At 51.9% G+C, this 14,955-nt stretch carries 20 protein-coding genes; 4 read left to right on the top strand and 16 right to left on the bottom strand.

Going from position 1 to position 14,955, the window contains the following annotated elements:
- Position 1: 1 nt before the first annotated feature.
- The 4 genes from MME58_RS26995 to MME58_RS26980 form a co-directional block, all read right to left on the bottom strand.
- Positions 2-337: a hypothetical protein gene (locus MME58_RS26995; protein ID WP_025391077.1), complete on the bottom strand. Its 336-nt coding sequence runs from the start codon at positions 335-337 to the stop codon at positions 2-4.
- Positions 337-1,044 (bottom strand): lytic transglycosylase domain-containing protein, encoded by a 708-nt coding sequence (locus MME58_RS26990; RefSeq protein ID WP_055005862.1) that lies wholly within the window; start codon positions 1,042-1,044, stop codon positions 337-339. The genes MME58_RS26995 and MME58_RS26990 overlap by 1 nt, the downstream gene beginning before the upstream one ends.
- 12 nt (positions 1,045-1,056) lie before the next feature.
- The gene (locus tag MME58_RS26985; protein WP_055005861.1) at positions 1,057-1,299 is read right to left on the bottom strand and encodes a hypothetical protein; all 243 of its coding nucleotides are present in this window, start codon (positions 1,297-1,299) and stop codon (positions 1,057-1,059) included.
- An 88-nt stretch (positions 1,300-1,387) separates the two neighbouring features.
- The gene (locus MME58_RS26980; protein WP_055005870.1) at positions 1,388-1,900 is read right to left on the bottom strand and encodes a transcription termination/antitermination NusG family protein; all 513 of its coding nucleotides are present in this window, start codon (positions 1,898-1,900) and stop codon (positions 1,388-1,390) included.
- Between the two features lie 216 nt (positions 1,901-2,116).
- Between MME58_RS26980 and MME58_RS26975 the strand changes: the two genes are divergently transcribed.
- On the top strand, positions 2,117-2,512 hold the full coding sequence (locus MME58_RS26975; RefSeq protein ID WP_055005860.1) for a helix-turn-helix domain-containing protein: 396 nt from the start codon (positions 2,117-2,119) through the stop codon (positions 2,510-2,512).
- Between the two features lie 11 nt (positions 2,513-2,523).
- Here MME58_RS26975 and MME58_RS26970 read toward each other — a convergent pair whose 3' ends face one another.
- Positions 2,524-2,721 carry a hypothetical protein gene (locus tag MME58_RS26970; RefSeq protein ID WP_020304272.1) on the bottom strand — a complete coding sequence of 66 codons (198 nt, stop codon included), beginning with the start codon at positions 2,719-2,721 and terminating at the stop codon, positions 2,524-2,526.
- Between the two features lie 97 nt (positions 2,722-2,818).
- Positions 2,819-3,919, bottom strand: a complete 1,101-nt coding sequence (locus MME58_RS26965; RefSeq protein ID WP_055005859.1) for a polyamine ABC transporter substrate-binding protein — start codon at positions 3,917-3,919, stop codon at positions 2,819-2,821.
- 108 nt (positions 3,920-4,027) lie between these two features.
- Between MME58_RS26965 and MME58_RS26960 the strand changes: the two genes are divergently transcribed.
- Positions 4,028-4,801 carry a helix-turn-helix transcriptional regulator gene (locus MME58_RS26960; protein ID WP_055005858.1) on the top strand — a complete coding sequence of 258 codons (774 nt, stop codon included), beginning with the start codon at positions 4,028-4,030 and terminating at the stop codon, positions 4,799-4,801.
- Between the two features lie 115 nt (positions 4,802-4,916).
- Here MME58_RS26960 and MME58_RS26955 read toward each other — a convergent pair whose 3' ends face one another.
- Both MME58_RS26955 and MME58_RS26950 read right to left on the bottom strand, forming a co-directional pair.
- Positions 4,917-5,267 (bottom strand): type II toxin-antitoxin system RelE/ParE family toxin, encoded by a 351-nt coding sequence (locus tag MME58_RS26955; protein WP_020304269.1) that lies wholly within the window; start codon positions 5,265-5,267, stop codon positions 4,917-4,919.
- 12 nt (positions 5,268-5,279) lie between these two features.
- Complete coding sequence (locus tag MME58_RS26950; RefSeq protein ID WP_004662018.1) at positions 5,280-5,528, bottom strand: type II toxin-antitoxin system prevent-host-death family antitoxin; 249 nt, start codon at positions 5,526-5,528, stop codon at positions 5,280-5,282.
- Between the two features lie 337 nt (positions 5,529-5,865).
- Between MME58_RS26950 and MME58_RS26945 the strand changes: the two genes are divergently transcribed.
- Complete coding sequence (locus tag MME58_RS26945) at positions 5,866-6,828, top strand: tyrosine-type recombinase/integrase (protein WP_003425065.1); 963 nt, start codon at positions 5,866-5,868, stop codon at positions 6,826-6,828.
- Positions 6,829-7,542: 714 nt separating this feature from the next.
- On the opposite strand, the gene MME58_RS26940 is transcribed toward MME58_RS26945, so the two are convergent.
- The 3 genes from MME58_RS26940 to MME58_RS26930 all read right to left on the bottom strand — a co-directional run bounded on the left by MME58_RS26940 (position 7,543) and on the right by MME58_RS26930 (position 10,299).
- Positions 7,543-7,923 (bottom strand): COG4315 family predicted lipoprotein, encoded by a 381-nt coding sequence (locus tag MME58_RS26940; protein ID WP_003317528.1) that lies wholly within the window; start codon positions 7,921-7,923, stop codon positions 7,543-7,545.
- Positions 7,924-8,252: 329 nt separating this feature from the next.
- Positions 8,253-9,245 (bottom strand): beta-propeller fold lactonase family protein, encoded by a 993-nt coding sequence (locus MME58_RS26935; RefSeq protein WP_003317529.1) that lies wholly within the window; start codon positions 9,243-9,245, stop codon positions 8,253-8,255.
- 157 nt (positions 9,246-9,402) lie between these two features.
- Positions 9,403-10,299 carry a LysR family transcriptional regulator gene (locus MME58_RS26930; RefSeq protein WP_003317531.1) on the bottom strand — a complete coding sequence of 299 codons (897 nt, stop codon included), beginning with the start codon at positions 10,297-10,299 and terminating at the stop codon, positions 9,403-9,405.
- A 117-nt stretch (positions 10,300-10,416) separates the two neighbouring features.
- On the opposite strand from MME58_RS26930, the gene MME58_RS26925 reads away from it, so the two are divergent.
- Complete coding sequence (locus MME58_RS26925; protein ID WP_010428856.1) at positions 10,417-11,586, top strand: TDT family transporter; 1,170 nt, start codon at positions 10,417-10,419, stop codon at positions 11,584-11,586.
- 8 nt (positions 11,587-11,594) lie between these two features.
- Here the strand turns inward: MME58_RS26925 and MME58_RS26920 are convergent, their stop codons facing one another.
- The 5 genes from MME58_RS26920 to MME58_RS26900 all read right to left on the bottom strand — a co-directional run bounded on the left by MME58_RS26920 (position 11,595) and on the right by MME58_RS26900 (position 14,917).
- Complete coding sequence (locus tag MME58_RS26920; protein WP_003317532.1) at positions 11,595-12,197, bottom strand: uracil-DNA glycosylase; 603 nt, start codon at positions 12,195-12,197, stop codon at positions 11,595-11,597.
- Positions 12,197-12,742 (bottom strand): inorganic diphosphatase, encoded by a 546-nt coding sequence (gene ppa / locus MME58_RS26915; protein WP_003317533.1) that lies wholly within the window; start codon positions 12,740-12,742, stop codon positions 12,197-12,199. The genes MME58_RS26920 and ppa overlap by 1 nt, the downstream gene beginning before the upstream one ends.
- Positions 12,743-12,857: 115 nt before the next feature.
- On the bottom strand, positions 12,858-14,141 hold the full coding sequence (gene eno / locus MME58_RS26910) for a phosphopyruvate hydratase (protein WP_003317534.1): 1,284 nt from the start codon (positions 14,139-14,141) through the stop codon (positions 12,858-12,860).
- Positions 14,142-14,214: 73 nt separating this feature from the next.
- Positions 14,215-14,556: a hypothetical protein gene (locus MME58_RS26905; protein WP_003317535.1), complete on the bottom strand. Its 342-nt coding sequence runs from the start codon at positions 14,554-14,556 to the stop codon at positions 14,215-14,217.
- 94 nt (positions 14,557-14,650) lie between these two features.
- Positions 14,651-14,917, bottom strand: coding sequence for a hypothetical protein (locus tag MME58_RS26900; RefSeq protein WP_003317536.1), 267 nt, complete (start codon positions 14,915-14,917; stop codon positions 14,651-14,653).
- Between the last annotated feature and the right edge of the window lie 38 nt (positions 14,918-14,955).

Here is a 14,955-nt window from a genome sequence, read left to right as displayed (position 1 = left end):
GTCAACCCGGCACGCCGGTGCCGAACACCTGCCAAGCCGCTGTGCCGAGGAGCACAGATCCACCAACGACCAGCAGCACACCTACCTGCTCCAGGTAGTCCATGAAGGTGTGCGAGCGGTCGCCCGTGGAACGAGCAATCAGCCACTGGGCACCTGACCAGATCAGGCAAATCAGGCCCAGGGTGCCCGCCAGGGTGTAAAGGCCCAGGCGGATATTGCTGCCCCACTGGTTCAGCGTGGTGAGCCAGTCAGCGGAGGCGATACCGGGCAGGTAGGCCAGAGCCACCAGCAGAATGCCCAGCTCGCCTTTGTTTGGCACAAGGGTACGTTTGATCATCATTGATCCTCTTTGGGGGTGGTTGAGAGCTCTTCAGTGGATGCAGCGGGTGGAGCTGGTGCAGCGGGAGTAGCAGAAACAGCCGGTGTTGCCGGTGGCAGATAGCGCGGGTACTGGCGCAGTACGTCCCAGCTTTCGTAGGTCGGATCAACGGTGGACGCAGGAGCCTGAGCGCGCTGGTGCTTGTTTGGTTCAGGTGATCCGCCTTCCAGCGCAGGGACCGTCACGGTGGTCGTGCCTGCATTGGCCAACACACGTTGCACGTGGCTGCTGCCACCAAATTCGGCCTCGGCCTTAAAGCCACGTTTGGGGTTGCCGCTGTAGTAACAGGAAATGGCTTTGTGCAAAGCGCTTTGCACATCAGGATCGGTTTTCCTGGCCTTTACGTAGCAGGCCTGTAGCTCTCGCGCTGCCATGCGCAAGTTGGTGCAGGGTTCGAACACAGGTTCGGGTCGGCTGACATCGAAATGCTGCCGGTTGATTTGGCCTAGGCCGATGCTGAAGTCAGCGCCCTCTGCGACCAGCTTTTTCACCGCCAATACGGCTTCATCCAGGCTCTGCGGTTGACGCGGCAACACTTTGCCGCTCACGCCGATGGCATAGGGATTGAAGGAGGATTCTGTCTTGACGATGGGGGTCAGCGTGTCTGGGTGTATCGAGGGAGCGCATTGCATAGCCAGGGCCAGAAAGGCACTGGTGGTGAGCATTACAGGTTCCTTTTAATCTGGGGCCGTAAGAGGTTTGCCGGGTACCGGTTTTTTGGAGTCTTCAATCAGCTGCCCAACGGCCATTTCAAGAAAATTATCGATCAGATACCGAGCGAGCTCCGAGGGTGAAATCTGCCTGGAGCTTTGGGTTTCATAGCTCACCCGTATCGCAGCCTTATTCAGCGCCTCCACCCTGATCGGTCGGATATATACGCTTGATGTCTTGGTGGTTGCTTCATCTTCGGATGACGCCATGGGAACTCCTAAGGGCTGTGAGAACGCAAAAAAACACCGCCAGGCGAGACCTGGCGGTGAAATGGGAAATCGTGGAAATAGGTAATGCCTAGGCGGCATTCACCGTCGAATAGAAAACGGTCCCAGAACGCCCGACAAGGCGCTCCAGCGCGGCGTTCTGCGACAGAAGCGCGAAGAAAGCCGCCCTGCGGGCAGCTTCAGATTTCATGTCTATGATCAGACGGAGCGTTTTTTCTAGCTCTGTCGGCACATTGCGAAACTCGATGCAATCGAGTGAACGGTTAGATCGAATCAGCGAAGCAGCCTTTAATTCCTCTACCGTAGAGTCCTGCAAAACACAGGTTCGACCGCCGAACTGAACGAACCCATGAGCACCATTCAACGCTGTGATGGTTGTGGTGTGTGTCACCTCGGGATCGAACCGTAGCAGCAGATAGCCAGGAAACAAACGAACCTCCTTTTCTATCGACGAAGGGCGATCCGTACGTTTGCGAGAGGTAATTCTGACGGGGGAATACACCTCAACGTCTAACCGTTCTATCAATGTCATAAGTGACTGATAAACGGCAGAATTATGCATCAAAACGTGCCAGTTTTTCATAATCAGAACCTTTTGATCAGGCGCTCTTTCGAATTCCGGAACCGCTGGGCCCAGGGGAGAATCATGAGCCATGGAGAGCCGGCTCTATCCGCTTCTGGATCGAAGGAGCTCAATCAGGAAACGGATTTCTAGGAAACAAAATAGATGGAACAGAAAAAAAAGTAAACACTTTTGTATCTAATAGACACATTTGTGACTTTGTGAAGGCGCAAGCAGATGAAATTATTGGTTTTTTTTGGAGACACTGTGGACACTCTCAGGAGCGTGGTAGGAGCAAAAATCAAAGCCCTTCGGAAGTCTTCTACGTTGAGCCAAGCGGACTTGGCAGAAAAGATTGGCTGCGACGCTCCGCTGATAGGACGTTACGAACGAGGCATAAACCTGCCTGGCATCGAGCAGTTGGTAAGAATCGCAACCGTTTTCAACGTCTCTCCAGGAGAGCTGCTACCTGGTGGCCAAGATGTTCTACGCACGCGATTGATATCGCTCCGACAAGAACTTTCAGAAAAAATCAACCAGGTCGATTCTCCTGAAAGTCTTGAGGAAATCATCCGTCTTACCGATAAATTCATCGCATACAATGACCCGTCCAAAAAGACACAGTCTGAATAGATGAAAACTCGTTAAATCAGGCCATATTTTTGAGATAACTCCTCTATACGGCTTTTTCTCTGGAAGTTATATATACTCGATTGCACATCTAGAGGTAAGAAACCGTCTGCAACCAACGCAGCATATTTCTCATCCATTCTAACGAGTTTCACCAGCTCTTTGATTTCATCCCGGTGTGGTTTTTCTAGTACAGCGACTGAGGTAGTCATAGCTGATTCTGTCCTCGAATCTATACCATCACTTGAGCGTTCTGCTTAGACGAATCTACGCAAAACGCGCTCAATATTCACGGCAAAAATTTCCGGCTTAAATACCACTCTTCACTTTGACCCAAGCGCGTGTGCGAATTCGCTCTAGCTTCAACGGAAGGGGCTCTAAAGGGAAAAGCCTACTAATAGTATCTTTATCCAAGTAAACCGAAGCGTTATTTCTAAGTTTTGGCTCTACAAACTGCTTTGCATCTTTATTAGCACTAGGGTAAAGGGTGTGATTTGAAGTTTTAGCAATCACTTCAGGGCGCAACATGTAGTTTATAAACGCCATGCCTTCTTGTGGATGAGGGGCATCCTCCAACAACACCATATTCTCTGACCATACCAAAGCGCCTTCGCGAGGGATGGAGTATGCTATCCGACGTCCAGTTTTGTTTTTCTCATTCAACTCTTGCGCTGCAAGCGCACCATTTGCCCATCCTACAACCATACAAATATTACCATCAGCCAGATCAGCATCAATTTTAGATGAGTCAAAATAGCGTACATAAGGACGAATCTTGAGCAATAAGGCTTGAGCTTTCTGATAGTCGTCTGGTTTTTTGCTGTTGTGAGGCAGACCAAGGTAGTGCAAGGCAATCGAAATAATTTCACTCGGAGAGTCGAGCATTGCTACACCGCACTGCTGGAGCTTACTAATATTTTCTTCCTTGAACACCAAATCCCAACTATCCACCGGAGCGTCATCACCTAGTGCGGACTTTATCTTATCGACATCATATCCGATTCCGGTAGTCCCCCAAAGGTAGGGCACTGCGTACTGGTTTCCAGGGTCATTAACAGAAACCTTAGCCAGTATTTCGGAATCAAGGTGCGACCAGTTGCCGAGCTGGCTACGATCCAGAGGTTGGAGCACTCCTGCAGTGATCAAGCTCGGCAACACGTTTGAGGTAGCTACTACTACGTCATACCCCGTGCGCCCAGCCATGACCTTGCTCTGCATGATCTCGGCGCTGTCAAAGGAGTCAATGAGCAGTTTGCTGCCGGTTTCGTGCTCGAATTCTTTAGAGGTATCTGGTGCAATGAAGGCATACCAGTTGTATAGATGCACGCTGGTTGGGCTCGCAATCGCAATATTTAGCCCAGCGCTGAACAAAGAGGTAGTAATTATGGTCAACATACGAACGCTTTTCATAGGCTTACTCCATGCCATTGGTCAGTCCCCATTGGTAGGTACCGAATCCATGAGGGCGCAATATAAACGTATCAAGTCAGGTTTTAAATAACCCAATAGGGGTAGACGATGCCAAACCAGCTCCAGGGCCAAATTTGGCACAGATCGATAGCGAAGCTTATAGAAAAGCTCAACCGGCCTGAGTTTTGGAATTCGCTAGTCAGATTGCTGAAGGAATATGCACCAGTCGACAACTGGGTTGTGCTGATGTTTGGCAGCGAAGGGGTACAGGCAATTTGCTATCCCGATACCGCTGACGAGGAAGAAATAGATGGGCTGCTCAACCGATATGTCAAAGGGCTATACATGCTTGACCCCTTCTACATAGCTAACCGAGAAAATCAGCAAAGCGGTTTCTTTCATCTTTTGGATATTGCACCGACTCACTTTTTGGAAACAGAATACTATCATCTTTATTTTGAACAATTTGTATCAGTAGATGAAGTTCAGTATAACGTTCAGCTTGGCTCTGAAAGAACACTTTGCTTATCCATGGGTAGCAAAAGTCGGTTTACTCAGGAGCATATTGCTATATTCGACTTAATCAAACCATGGGTATTGGCTTTGATGAAGCAACGTATAGCTTCTGATATTGAAGAAAACGAAAGCTCTCGACCCCAGCAATGGCAGGACAAGATTATAGAGCTTGCTCCACAACTAACGGGGCGTGAAATTGAAGTTTTAAAGCTGGCTTTGAGTGGTTTTTCAAATAGCGAAATTGCTGGAAAGTTGTCGGTATCCCCAGAGACAGTTAAAGTACATCGAAGAAATTTTTACAGTAAGCTCAATATAAAATCTCAATCAGAACTTTTTGCTTATTTCTTTCAGAGCACTATAAGCTAACATAAAAAAGTCATCATAAAGGGAGTGCGACTTTCTCGCATTCCCTTTCATGATGTGACGCTGTCAGAGACTAGACTGGATGGGGTAGCACAAGCGTGTTTTGTCCATCCAGCCACTACATAGGCTGTAGCAGACAGTAGCGGATCAGTGCCTGTTCAACACTCTGTTTACTACCCAATACGAGCAATACGCTGATGTCGGTAATACCATCAGAATCCATCACCTCGTAAAAGATCCGGTATCCGTCAGTGTTCAACTCACGATAGTGCAGTACGCCCAGCTCACTCAATTGAGGACTGACCGGATAGCCCAACGGGGTGGACAGGAGCTTGTCCTGGATGGCATCGATAAGGGAATCTATGCGTTGAGCAGCTGATGAGAATCCCTGATAGACAGCCAGATGTTCAACCTGATCTTCGAGGCTTTGCTGGGCAACATCGGTAAAGCGTAGTGCAAACGTATTCATTTATGCTCCTATTTATTTTTGGGCAAACCTCCTGCTCAATCGGGCTTTGAGTTCGTCAGTGGAACAGTGCTTGCCTTGGGAGTACTCGCGCGAGCTGATTGCCAGGAGCTTCACCAAGGCAATTGACTCATCGCGGCGCTTACGATCAGCGTAAGACTCCACCACGTAGGCCGGGACACCGTTTTGCGTGACGACCAATGGCTCATCAAGAGGCAGGTCGGCTGCATTGCGTTTCAGGTAGCTTATTGTTTCAACTCGCATGAGTTCCTTCCTAGTGGTGCCCGCCAAGGCACCACGCCTGCAGTTTTAAAAATGAATGTCGAGCTGGATCTCGGACGACAACCCATCATAGACCACATTCAGTCCAAATTAAATCTTCTTGTGGCCCGTTTGTTTGTATTTTGTCGATTAGCCTTTTTCATGCAGGATTTTTAGGCTCGCCTACGATTTTTAAAAATCTGCCATAAAAGTGGTGATAAAATAGGTTATCACCACTTATTGCCGTTTATCGGTTTTAGCAACGGCGGACTGATATAGCGATGATTTTGTGACCGAAAGCTTTGAGAGCGATTGCAGGATAGCCAATGATGAGAACGATATGCAGGAACTGACGAAAAACCATACGAATGATCAGCGTCGGCTCACGGCGGTCGAATTTCAGACGCTGGCCAAGGTTCCAGCCGCGGTCGAGTGGTTTGCCAACCTGGACAACCCTCGAACACGACGTGCTTACCAAAACGACCTGGAAGACTTCTGTAGTTTTATCGGCTTGGCTTCGGCCGATGAATTTCGGGTCGTGACCCGATCGCATGTTTTAGCCTGGCGAGCCCACCTCGAGCATCGCGGTTTGGCCGGAGCCACGATCCGGCGCAAATTGGCCGCGCTGGCCAGCCTCTTTGATCACCTCCTGGAGAACAATGCGATCGCCGGCGGCAATCCAGTGCATGGGGTAAAACGTCCCAGGATAGAAAGCAATGAAGGCAAGACGCCGGCGTTGGGTGACCACCAGGCGAAGGCGCTGCTCGAGGCGCCGGATGAAACAACACTTAAAGGGCAGCGCGACCGGGCGCTATTGGCTGTTCTTCTCTATCACGGACTGCGCCGTGAAGAAGCGGCGCTGCTGCAGGTGAGCGACATTCAGGAGCGCCGCGGTATTCAGCATCTGAAGGTTCACGGCAAGGGCGGCAAGGTGCGATACCTCCCGTTGCACCCGATCGCAGCCGGGCGTATTCATCAGTACCTGGAAAACTCAGAGCATCATCTGGCCGAACGGAAGGTGCCACTGTTCATGCCGCTGCGAGGTAAATTGACCGGCGCCGGTATCACGGCAAACGGCATCTATGCCGTCGTCACGGCCTACGCGAAAAAGGCCGGGATTGAGGTCGACGGCCTTGGGGTTCATGGACTCCGAGCAACGGCAGCCACCAACGCCTTGGAGCATGAAGCCGATATCGCCAAGGTCCAGGCCTGGCTGGGTCATGCCAACATCAGCACGACCAAGATCTACGATCGGCGGGAGAACCGGCCGGAGGATTCACCCACCTATAAAGTGAAGTATTAATTGAAGTGATCGAGGCCTAAGCGGCAGCTCACCCACGCGCACTGCCAAGGATGTGGTGCAACGCTGCCCATGGATGATGACCTTCCACATCGCTGGCTGGACAGGTGTCGGCATGTAGAAAGGGGCTTTCGCAGTCTTCCAGCGCTTGGCTTTCCATGCAGCCAGTGCATACAGCACGTCCGGCAACGATCGACCATCGACCGTTCCGTTCCTCAACACCTCGTTCAGTCTCCACTGTTTCGACTCCTCAGCGTACGTTTGTTAGATGCTGAAGGTAGCGCTGTGCGGGCCGATTTGATACGCCCAAAACCATACCCTTGTTTGAGTTGTAAGCCATGCGCACCAACCAACAAAGCGACGCCTGTTGGTCGGCTTATTAACGGCAGCTTTCGGCCATAAGCAGACCTTCGCCCGCATATTTACGATGCCCTACCGTTCTAATTGGCGTTGCCTCAGAATATCGGTCCACTAGCGGCTGGATGGAACCACCATGCGCATCGTCACAGACTCCCGGCCAAACGAAATCCTCAGGCTGGCGTTACGGGAATACGTCCAAGGTGTACCGTACCTCGGCCCCATTTTTCGTTGAAATGATCCATCAAAGATTTATGAGGCGCGGCGGCTGTATGTTGGCGAAAATATCAGGTGTGTATTCTTCTGGTTTGCGCCACTGACAAAGCCAGTGGCGTAAGCCAGCCTATTAATTATTTGACGTTACGGCTTGGCAACGTGCCAGACTTGGTTGACGCCGTCACCGGTTGTATCCCCTGGCTTGGTATCTTTGACCCAGCTGTAAAGTGGCATGCCTTTGTATGCCCATTGTTTTGTGCCATCGTCTCGAGTGATGACAGAGTAATCATGACCCGCTTTCGCGTCTGCGGATACCGGTAGAGGTGGCCAGTTTGAAGCGCATGGCCCATTGCAGACCGACTTGCCCGAGGTGTCCTTACCGAAGGTATAAAGAGTCATACCTTTTGCGTCTACGAGTACTTTTCCCTTGTCCGTTTCAGCAAGCTTGACTGGCGCATCGGCGAGCGCCAAACCCGACATGCAGCTGGCGGCAACAGCGACGGTGAGAATCATCTTTTTGAACATATGTATTTCCTTTGGTCATTTTTAATTTTTAGAAGACCCACCTGCCTCTGAAACGGCAAGCGATCAGACAATAGACGAGCCACAAACAGGTTAATTCGACTCCATAGAAAAAACGTCCCGATATCATTTTTTGCTGGAATGCTGGGCTCTCCCCCCCCCCGGACCCTGTGCCTTCCTCAATTGAGCAAAGCGACGCTCACGGTCAAGCATCATTGGCTCATCTCAATGAGCGACGGCGATCCATCATCCAGGACTCATCATTTTCACTCATTATTATTCACTTGGTCGTGGAGTATCAGCAGGCCCCCATGAAGGCCTGCGCTGTTCAATCAGTCGGCCTTGAGCGTCGACACCACCTTGTTGCTGGCGAGATCGACTGTGGAGATACTCAAGTCCTCATTGAGGACATACGCCTTCGACTTGTCTTTGGTGAAGACAATGGCCTGGCGGGGTGCCTTCAAACCGGTCACAGTGGTGGTCACTTTCAGCGTTTTGGTGTCGATCACTGAAAGGCTGTTGTCACCGAGGTTACCCGAGTAGACGTGCAGCCCGTCTGGAGTGAGGGCTGCGCCGTAGGGGTCTTTGCCAACAATGACGGTGGTTGTGATGGCGCGTTTTTGAGTGTCGACAACTGCGATGCTGTTACTGCCGCTGTTAGCCGCGTACAGCGTATTGCCGTCCGCCGATATGGAGATGGCGCGCAACTTGTTGAAGCCAGTGATCTCACCTTCAATCGTATTGGTCTTGCTGTCGACCAAGGTAATTTTGTCCCCAAGAAAGTTGGTGACATAGACGGTTTTGCCGTCAGGACTTACTCGGATGCCCTGGCGCGGTTGGGAGAAGCCAGGTACCACAGCTACTGGCCGCTGGTGATCAAGGTCAATGACCGACAGCGTGCTGGCCGCTTCATTGTTGACGTAGAGCAGGCTTCCGTCCTTGCTGAGTGTGGTACCAAAAGCACCTGCGCCCAACGGAATATCTGCGATCACTTTTAAAGTCTTGGTGTCAATCTTGCGCACGACCCCCAAACTGCTGTCGGAGAGGTAGAACACATCGCCAGTTGGCGAAAACACAATATTTCGCGGCGTGACGTAGCCGGTGAGAACCTGGCGAACCTTACCGGTTTTCAAATCATAAACCACTACATCTGGACGCTGACTGTAAGAGACCACCGCCGTCGTTTCATCAGGGCTGACGGCCAGCGAGTTGTTGTGAATATCGCCGTCAAACGTCCAGCGATCTTGCGCGGCCCACGCGCTCATCGATGCGGCCAACGCAACACCCAACGTCAGGGCTGTGACGGTTTTCTTTATCACATTCATCAGAATTTCCTCATAGGGTAAGCAAGGCACCCAGTCGCGCCTTGGCATATACAACTCGTTCATCGCTGCAGGGCAATGAGTTGACTATATGCGTCGTTGATAAATTCCGGAAACAACTTGTTTTGGTAGCTCTTACCTGTTTTATAAATAGGTCTAGCTACTCCTGGCTCACGAATTGACTGCATTTTTCCCAGAATCGCTCAAGCCCAGGCGAGATGTATTTGTCCCGGTGACGGATCAGAAAAAAACGTCGGGTCAGTGCAGGCAACGCGTGCGGCAGTTCAACCAAGACTTCAGAGGCCAGTAGATCCCGAACGACCCAGCGGGACAGGCAACTGATGCCGATGCCTTGTGCGAGGGTATGCTTGATGGCCTCTGAACTGCCGATCTGGCGCGTTTCGGCGAGATCGTGCAAATGACGCAGCAGCAATTGTTCGACTTCTTCACGGGTACCAGAACCTGGCTCGCGCAGTAGCCATTCAGCGGTACGAAGATCATCAAGTGTGACCTGCTGCTTTAGTGCCAAGGGGTGCCGTTGGCCTGCGGCAATAAGCAACTCATCAATTAGCCAAGGCTCGGCACTGAGTTCGGGCAGGTGGCAAGGCCCCTCGATCAGGCCCATATCAATCTCGAAATCAGCGACTCTTCTTGCGATAGCCATGCTGTTGGCCATGTCGACATCGACCCTCAAATGTGGTGTTGATTGACGTAGCTCACCGAGAATCAATGGCAGAACATAATTGCCTATCGTGGTACTGCATCCTACCCGCAAGCGTGTCTTCAGCCCGGCATGGCCGGGTAAGAAACTGGCCTCTATCTGTTGTGCATTCTCAAGCATCCTTCTGGCTTGAGGCAGTAAGGCATGGCCGTTATCGTTCAGCACTAAACGCTTGCCTACACGGTCGAACAGCCTGGTATCCAAGGCGCTTTCCAACTCGTTCAGTGCGGCGCTGGTTGCAGATTGGGACAGTGACACCGAAATGGCGGCGCTGGTGGTGCTACCGTGCTGCGCGACGGCGCAGAAAATTTGTAGCTGGCGTAGGCTTAGCTTCATGTAATCTACCTTCTTTATAGGTCATATAAACCTATACTATCCGTTTTTACCGCTATTCCCATCAAGCTATACTTCAACCATGTCATATCGAAGGCACACTGAAGCGGGAGCGCGAAAATGAGTGAGACACGACTCGCAGCTATAATGGGCGGCAGCCATCCACTGGCGGCTTTGTCCAATCCACGAGAAGCGATCCGGCAGTTCACACCCAACTGGTTCGCCGCCACGATGGGCACCGGGATTCTGGCGCTGGCTCTGGGCCAACTGCCCTTTGTTGCGCAGTGGCCCAAAGCGTTAGGGGAAGCCTTGTGGTTTTTTAATATCGTGCTGTTTTGCCTGTTTACGCTGATGTACGCGAGCCGTTGGGTATTGTTCTTCGATGAGGCCAAACAGATCTTCGGCCACTCCACTGTATCGATGTTTTTTGGAACTATCCCCATGGGATTGGCGACCATCATCAACGGTTTTCTCCTTTATGGTTTGCCACGCTGGGGGGGTGGGGTAGTCGCTTTAGCCGAAGTGTTGTGGTGGATCGATGTCACCATGGCATTGGCCTGCGGGGTGCTGATCCCGTATATGATGTTTACTCGCCAGCAGCACAGCATTGATCAGATGACAGCGGTATGGCTGCTGCCAGTAGTTGCGGCTGAGGTGGCTGCCGCCAGTGGCGGTCTATTGGCTCCGCACCTCGCTGATGCGAGCGCACAGTTCACCATGCTCATCACCAGCTACGTGCTGTGGGCCTACTCGGTGCCCGTCGCCTTGAGCATACTGGTGATCCTGTTACTGCGCATGGCTCTGCACAAACTACCTCATGAAAGCATGGCAGCATCGAGCTGGCTGTCTTTAGGGCCGATCGGTACCGGGGCTTTGGGGATGTTGCTGCTGGGCAACGATGCTCCAGCAATCTTTGCTGCCCATGGAATGGCAAGCATCGGCGGCGTAGCCGAGGGCATTGGCTTGATCGGTGGTGTGCTGTTCTGGGGGCTGGGATTGTGGTGGATGGTATTGGCGCTGCTAATTACCGGGCGCTACTTCAGGGAGGGCATTCCCTTCAACCTCGGCTGGTGGGGCTTCACCTTTCCGCTGGGAGTGTACGCCGTAACAACCCTCAAATTGGGCTCTATGCTGCACCTCACGTTCTTTAGCTTCTTTGGCGTGGTGCTGGTGTTGATGCTGACTGTCATGTGGATGATCGTCGCGGCTAAAACCCTGGCTGGTGCCTATCGCGGCAACTTGTTCGTCTCGCCGTGTATCCACTCGCTGAGCAAGGCGAGCAAAACCTGAGCCTTTGGCTACTTGATCGACTGTTTGGCGTGACGCAGTGTGGACAAAATGCGCTGCCTAACATTCGGGTGAGTGCAAACGGAAAGGGGGCTTGGGTGTGGCATTTCCAGCAATGAAAAATTAGGGAAGGCGAGCCGAACACGCGGTATGGCTTTCTGGGCAACACGTCCGGCAAACACGATAGTGACGAGATCAGGGAAAAGCGTCAGTAGCGTGATCAGCATCTCGATACCTTCCTCAATTTGCGCTCTGCGGAGCGGACCCTTGGGCTTATCGAGATCTGGTAACCAAGGGTACAAATTCCAAAGGACGGTTTTGTGACGTGCCAGTCCAACCTGCTCAATGAAACCTTTCAGGTTGCGTTGTGCAGGCCCCGGATTGTCTCTTGAGACATACCGTGGAAGACTGACCGTTCGAGCGGGCGATTCCAACAAGATCAATACCCTTGCGAAGACGCCGCCATCCAGTGGATCGAAATACGGTAATGTTCTTTCGCCCGTGGACTGGGCCATTACCCAGCGCGTCAATTCAGCAGTTTTCGGCAGCAGCAAAAAGTCTTCTCTTACCTTAAGAGAAATTTCCTGCTCTGCGCTTTTCTGATTGAGTAACACTACTTGGAAGCCTCCTTCTTCAGGTTATAGGCCGCTACCGATTTACGAATATCTTCCCGCGCTTCGTCTGCGCTCCCCCAGCGGCCCATTTTCACCCACTTACCCGGCTCTAACGCTTTGTAGTTTTCGAAGAAGTGCTGAATCTGTGCGAGGAGTAACGCAGGGAGGTCAGAGCATTCCTTTACATTGCTGTACATAGAGCTGAGTTTTTCATGAGGCACTGCGATTACCTTGGCATCCGCACCAGCTTCGTCCGTCATGTACATCACACCTACTGGGCGACTGCGGATGACAACGCCAGGTGATACCGGGTAAGGGCAAATCACGAGGACGTCCAAAGGATCGCCGTCATCGCTCAAGGTATTTGGAATGAACCCGTAGTTAGCCGGGTAGAACATCGGCGTGCTGAGGAAGCGATCAACGAAGATCTGTCCACTTGGCTTGTCCACCTCGTACTTGATCGGCGAGTGGTTTGCAGGAATCTCGATAACGGTGAAGAAGTCATCGGGGATCGCGTTACCAGCTGGAATATCCGTGTAGCTTATGCTCATATCTCCAAGCGTCTAGGAAAGGCCAATGCCACTGACGTTTTTGCCAACAGCTATACGTGGTTCGTTTTTTTACGGTAACCAGTCCAACAGGTTTACCGGCGATAGGCCGTCAGCGCACGAATGCATCATGTCCTGCATAAAACGCACGGCTGCCAAGATCCTCTTCTATTCGCAGAAACTGATTGTATTTCTCGACCCGCTCCCCCCGGCATGGAGCTCCTGTCTTGAGATGGCCAGTCCCCATCGCGACAGTCAGATCAGCGATGGAGCTGTCCACCGTCTCCCCGCTACGATGAGAAACCATCGCCCCCCAATTTGCCCCATAGGCCATTTCGATGGCGGCTTTGGTCTCAGTCAGCGTTCCGATTTGATTAGGTTTGATCAATACGGCATTGGCGACGTTTTCTGTGATGCCTCGCTGAATCCGTTCGACATTGGTGACAAATAGGTCATCTCCAACCAACTCGATCCGGTCACCCAGAGCTGCATTCAATAGCTTCCAGCCTGACCAATCGTCTTCCGCGAGTCCATCTTCCAGTACCGCAATCGGATACTTGTCGACCCAGGAGGAATAGAGATTAATCAGCTCTTGAGCATCGACCTTACGACCCTCAGAGCGCAGATGGTAAAGGCCGTTTTCATAGAAGCCGCTGGATGCTGGATCGATAGCGATCTCGATCTGAGATCCAGGGGTGTAACCAGCCCTCTCGATTGCCTTGATGATCAGCTCAATGGCGTCTGAGTTTTTCTTGAGTGCCGGCGCAAAGCCGCCCTCATCTCCGACCGCTGTTGAATAGCCGGCGTCCTTAAGCACCGCTTTCAGCTCGTGGTACACCTCGGAGCCCCATCGCAAGGCTTCCTTGAAACTGCCAGCCCCTGTAGGTGCAATCATGAATTCCTGAAAGTCAGGGCCTTGCCAGTTGGCGTGAACACCGCCATTGAGAATATTGAACATCGGGACGGGCATTCTTGCTGCTTGCTCGCCGCCCAGATATTGGAACAAGGGCAAGTTCAGCGCAGAAGCCGCCGCTCTGGCAACGGCGAGGCTCACGCCCAAGATCGCGTTTCCTCCAAGCCTGGATTTATCAGAGGTTCCATCCAGCTTAATCATCAAATGATCAATTTGTTCCTGGTCAATCGCATTCATGCCCCTCAGAGACTCAAGTATTTCGGTATTCACATTGCTAACGGCCTTTAACACTCCCTTGCCGGAGTACCGCTGTGTATCTTTGTCACGCAACTCAACTGCTTCGTGAGCGCCTGTAGAGGCACCGGACGGTACTGAAGCCCGGCCCATGGCGCCGCACTCCAAGGTGACGTCGACTTCAACGGTAGGGTTACCGCGTGAATCGAGAATTTCACGTGCATGAATGGCCTGGATTTGCGTTTTCATTGATCTTCTCCAAGTAACGATTCGGGAGCGTCATTAACCATTTGAATCCGTTGAGAGGCCTCTATGTCGGACGTCAGCTCTCCATGAGTATCCTGAACAGCTGCACTGCCGACACCGCAATTGCGGGAACCAAGAAGCCTCCAATAATTAGTTCAGGAATCTCTCCCACCAAGGGCATGAACTGCCCTCTTTTTGCCATCTGGAAAAGCTCCATCATTTGGTTTGAAGCAACCATTACAGAGCAGCAATACGCCGTCTGGGCTTGTAGCCTGACGCGCCTTTGATTTAGCAGATGAAAGGTCAGCAAGGACACTCCAACGCTTACGATGAAAAGCGCGGCGAACTCATAGACGGATCCTGTGAAAAACCTGCCCATCACAAGCCCGAATACGATGCTCAGCGTCACTGCGCTCATGTGGTCTCCCAATTCTCTAAAATGATTTTGATGAGCCGACGTCGGTGAGCTCCATTTCGCGATCTCATCTTTGGATTGCCAACCGCCATCGCGCTCAATGTTGCTGTGCTCTCAGCTCGTAGCCCGGTACGCAGGTCTGGGCTACGTCGGCCTTGCAGGACTTTTCACTGGGCATACGCATCGTGACTAATGCGCCTTCGAGCGGGGTGACGACGTACCACCCCTCGCTCGAAATCTTTTGATTGTCTGCGATGCCCGCCAGAAAAAGCGACCAAAAAACCAGTCCTACGAGGAGCTGCCTGTTGTCATGAGCCCAGTTAGCGGGGGCTGGCTGTGGACGTAGGTTATAAACTCGGTACATGGCGTTTATCCTTTTTATCGGTTGTCCAACAAGGTGCG

Origin of the sequence: Pseudomonas syringae pv. tagetis (assembly GCF_022557255.1) — a bacterium.
Lineage (GTDB): Bacteria > Pseudomonadota > Gammaproteobacteria > Pseudomonadales > Pseudomonadaceae > Aquipseudomonas > Aquipseudomonas caricapapayae.
The sequence above is the reverse complement of the archived record's forward strand: the minus strand, read 5'-3'. Positions and strand labels throughout refer to the sequence as shown.

Excerpts from the sequence above, each read along its gene's own strand:
- MME58_RS26995 (WP_025391077.1), bottom strand. The coding sequence starts at position 337 with ATGATCAAACGTACCCTTGTGCCAAACAAAGGCGAGCTGGGCATTCTG.
- MME58_RS26990 (WP_055005862.1), bottom strand. The coding sequence starts at position 1,044 with ATGCTCACCACCAGTGCCTTTCTGGCCCTGGCTATGCAATGCGCTCCC.
- MME58_RS26985 (WP_055005861.1), bottom strand. The coding sequence starts at position 1,299 with ATGGCGTCATCCGAAGATGAAGCAACCACCAAGACATCAAGCGTATAT.
- MME58_RS26980 (WP_055005870.1), bottom strand. The coding sequence starts at position 1,900 with ATGAAAAACTGGCACGTTTTGATGCATAATTCTGCCGTTTATCAGTCA.
- MME58_RS26975 (WP_055005860.1), top strand. The coding sequence starts at position 2,117 with ATGAAATTATTGGTTTTTTTTGGAGACACTGTGGACACTCTCAGGAGC.
- MME58_RS26970 (WP_020304272.1), bottom strand. The coding sequence starts at position 2,721 with ATGACTACCTCAGTCGCTGTACTAGAAAAACCACACCGGGATGAAATC.
- MME58_RS26965 (WP_055005859.1), bottom strand. The coding sequence starts at position 3,919 with ATGAAAAGCGTTCGTATGTTGACCATAATTACTACCTCTTTGTTCAGC.
- MME58_RS26960 (WP_055005858.1), top strand. The coding sequence starts at position 4,028 with ATGCCAAACCAGCTCCAGGGCCAAATTTGGCACAGATCGATAGCGAAG.
- MME58_RS26955 (WP_020304269.1), bottom strand. The coding sequence starts at position 5,267 with ATGAATACGTTTGCACTACGCTTTACCGATGTTGCCCAGCAAAGCCTC.
- MME58_RS26950 (WP_004662018.1), bottom strand. The coding sequence starts at position 5,528 with ATGCGAGTTGAAACAATAAGCTACCTGAAACGCAATGCAGCCGACCTG.
- MME58_RS26945 (WP_003425065.1), top strand. The coding sequence starts at position 5,866 with ATGCAGGAACTGACGAAAAACCATACGAATGATCAGCGTCGGCTCACG.
- MME58_RS26940 (WP_003317528.1), bottom strand. The coding sequence starts at position 7,923 with ATGTTCAAAAAGATGATTCTCACCGTCGCTGTTGCCGCCAGCTGCATG.
- MME58_RS26935 (WP_003317529.1), bottom strand. The coding sequence starts at position 9,245 with ATGAATGTGATAAAGAAAACCGTCACAGCCCTGACGTTGGGTGTTGCG.
- MME58_RS26930 (WP_003317531.1), bottom strand. The coding sequence starts at position 10,299 with ATGAAGCTAAGCCTACGCCAGCTACAAATTTTCTGCGCCGTCGCGCAG.
- MME58_RS26925 (WP_010428856.1), top strand. The coding sequence starts at position 10,417 with ATGAGTGAGACACGACTCGCAGCTATAATGGGCGGCAGCCATCCACTG.
- eno (WP_003317534.1), bottom strand. The coding sequence starts at position 14,141 with ATGAAAACGCAAATCCAGGCCATTCATGCACGTGAAATTCTCGATTCA.
- MME58_RS26905 (WP_003317535.1), bottom strand. The coding sequence starts at position 14,556 with ATGAGCGCAGTGACGCTGAGCATCGTATTCGGGCTTGTGATGGGCAGG.
- MME58_RS26900 (WP_003317536.1), bottom strand. The coding sequence starts at position 14,917 with ATGTACCGAGTTTATAACCTACGTCCACAGCCAGCCCCCGCTAACTGG.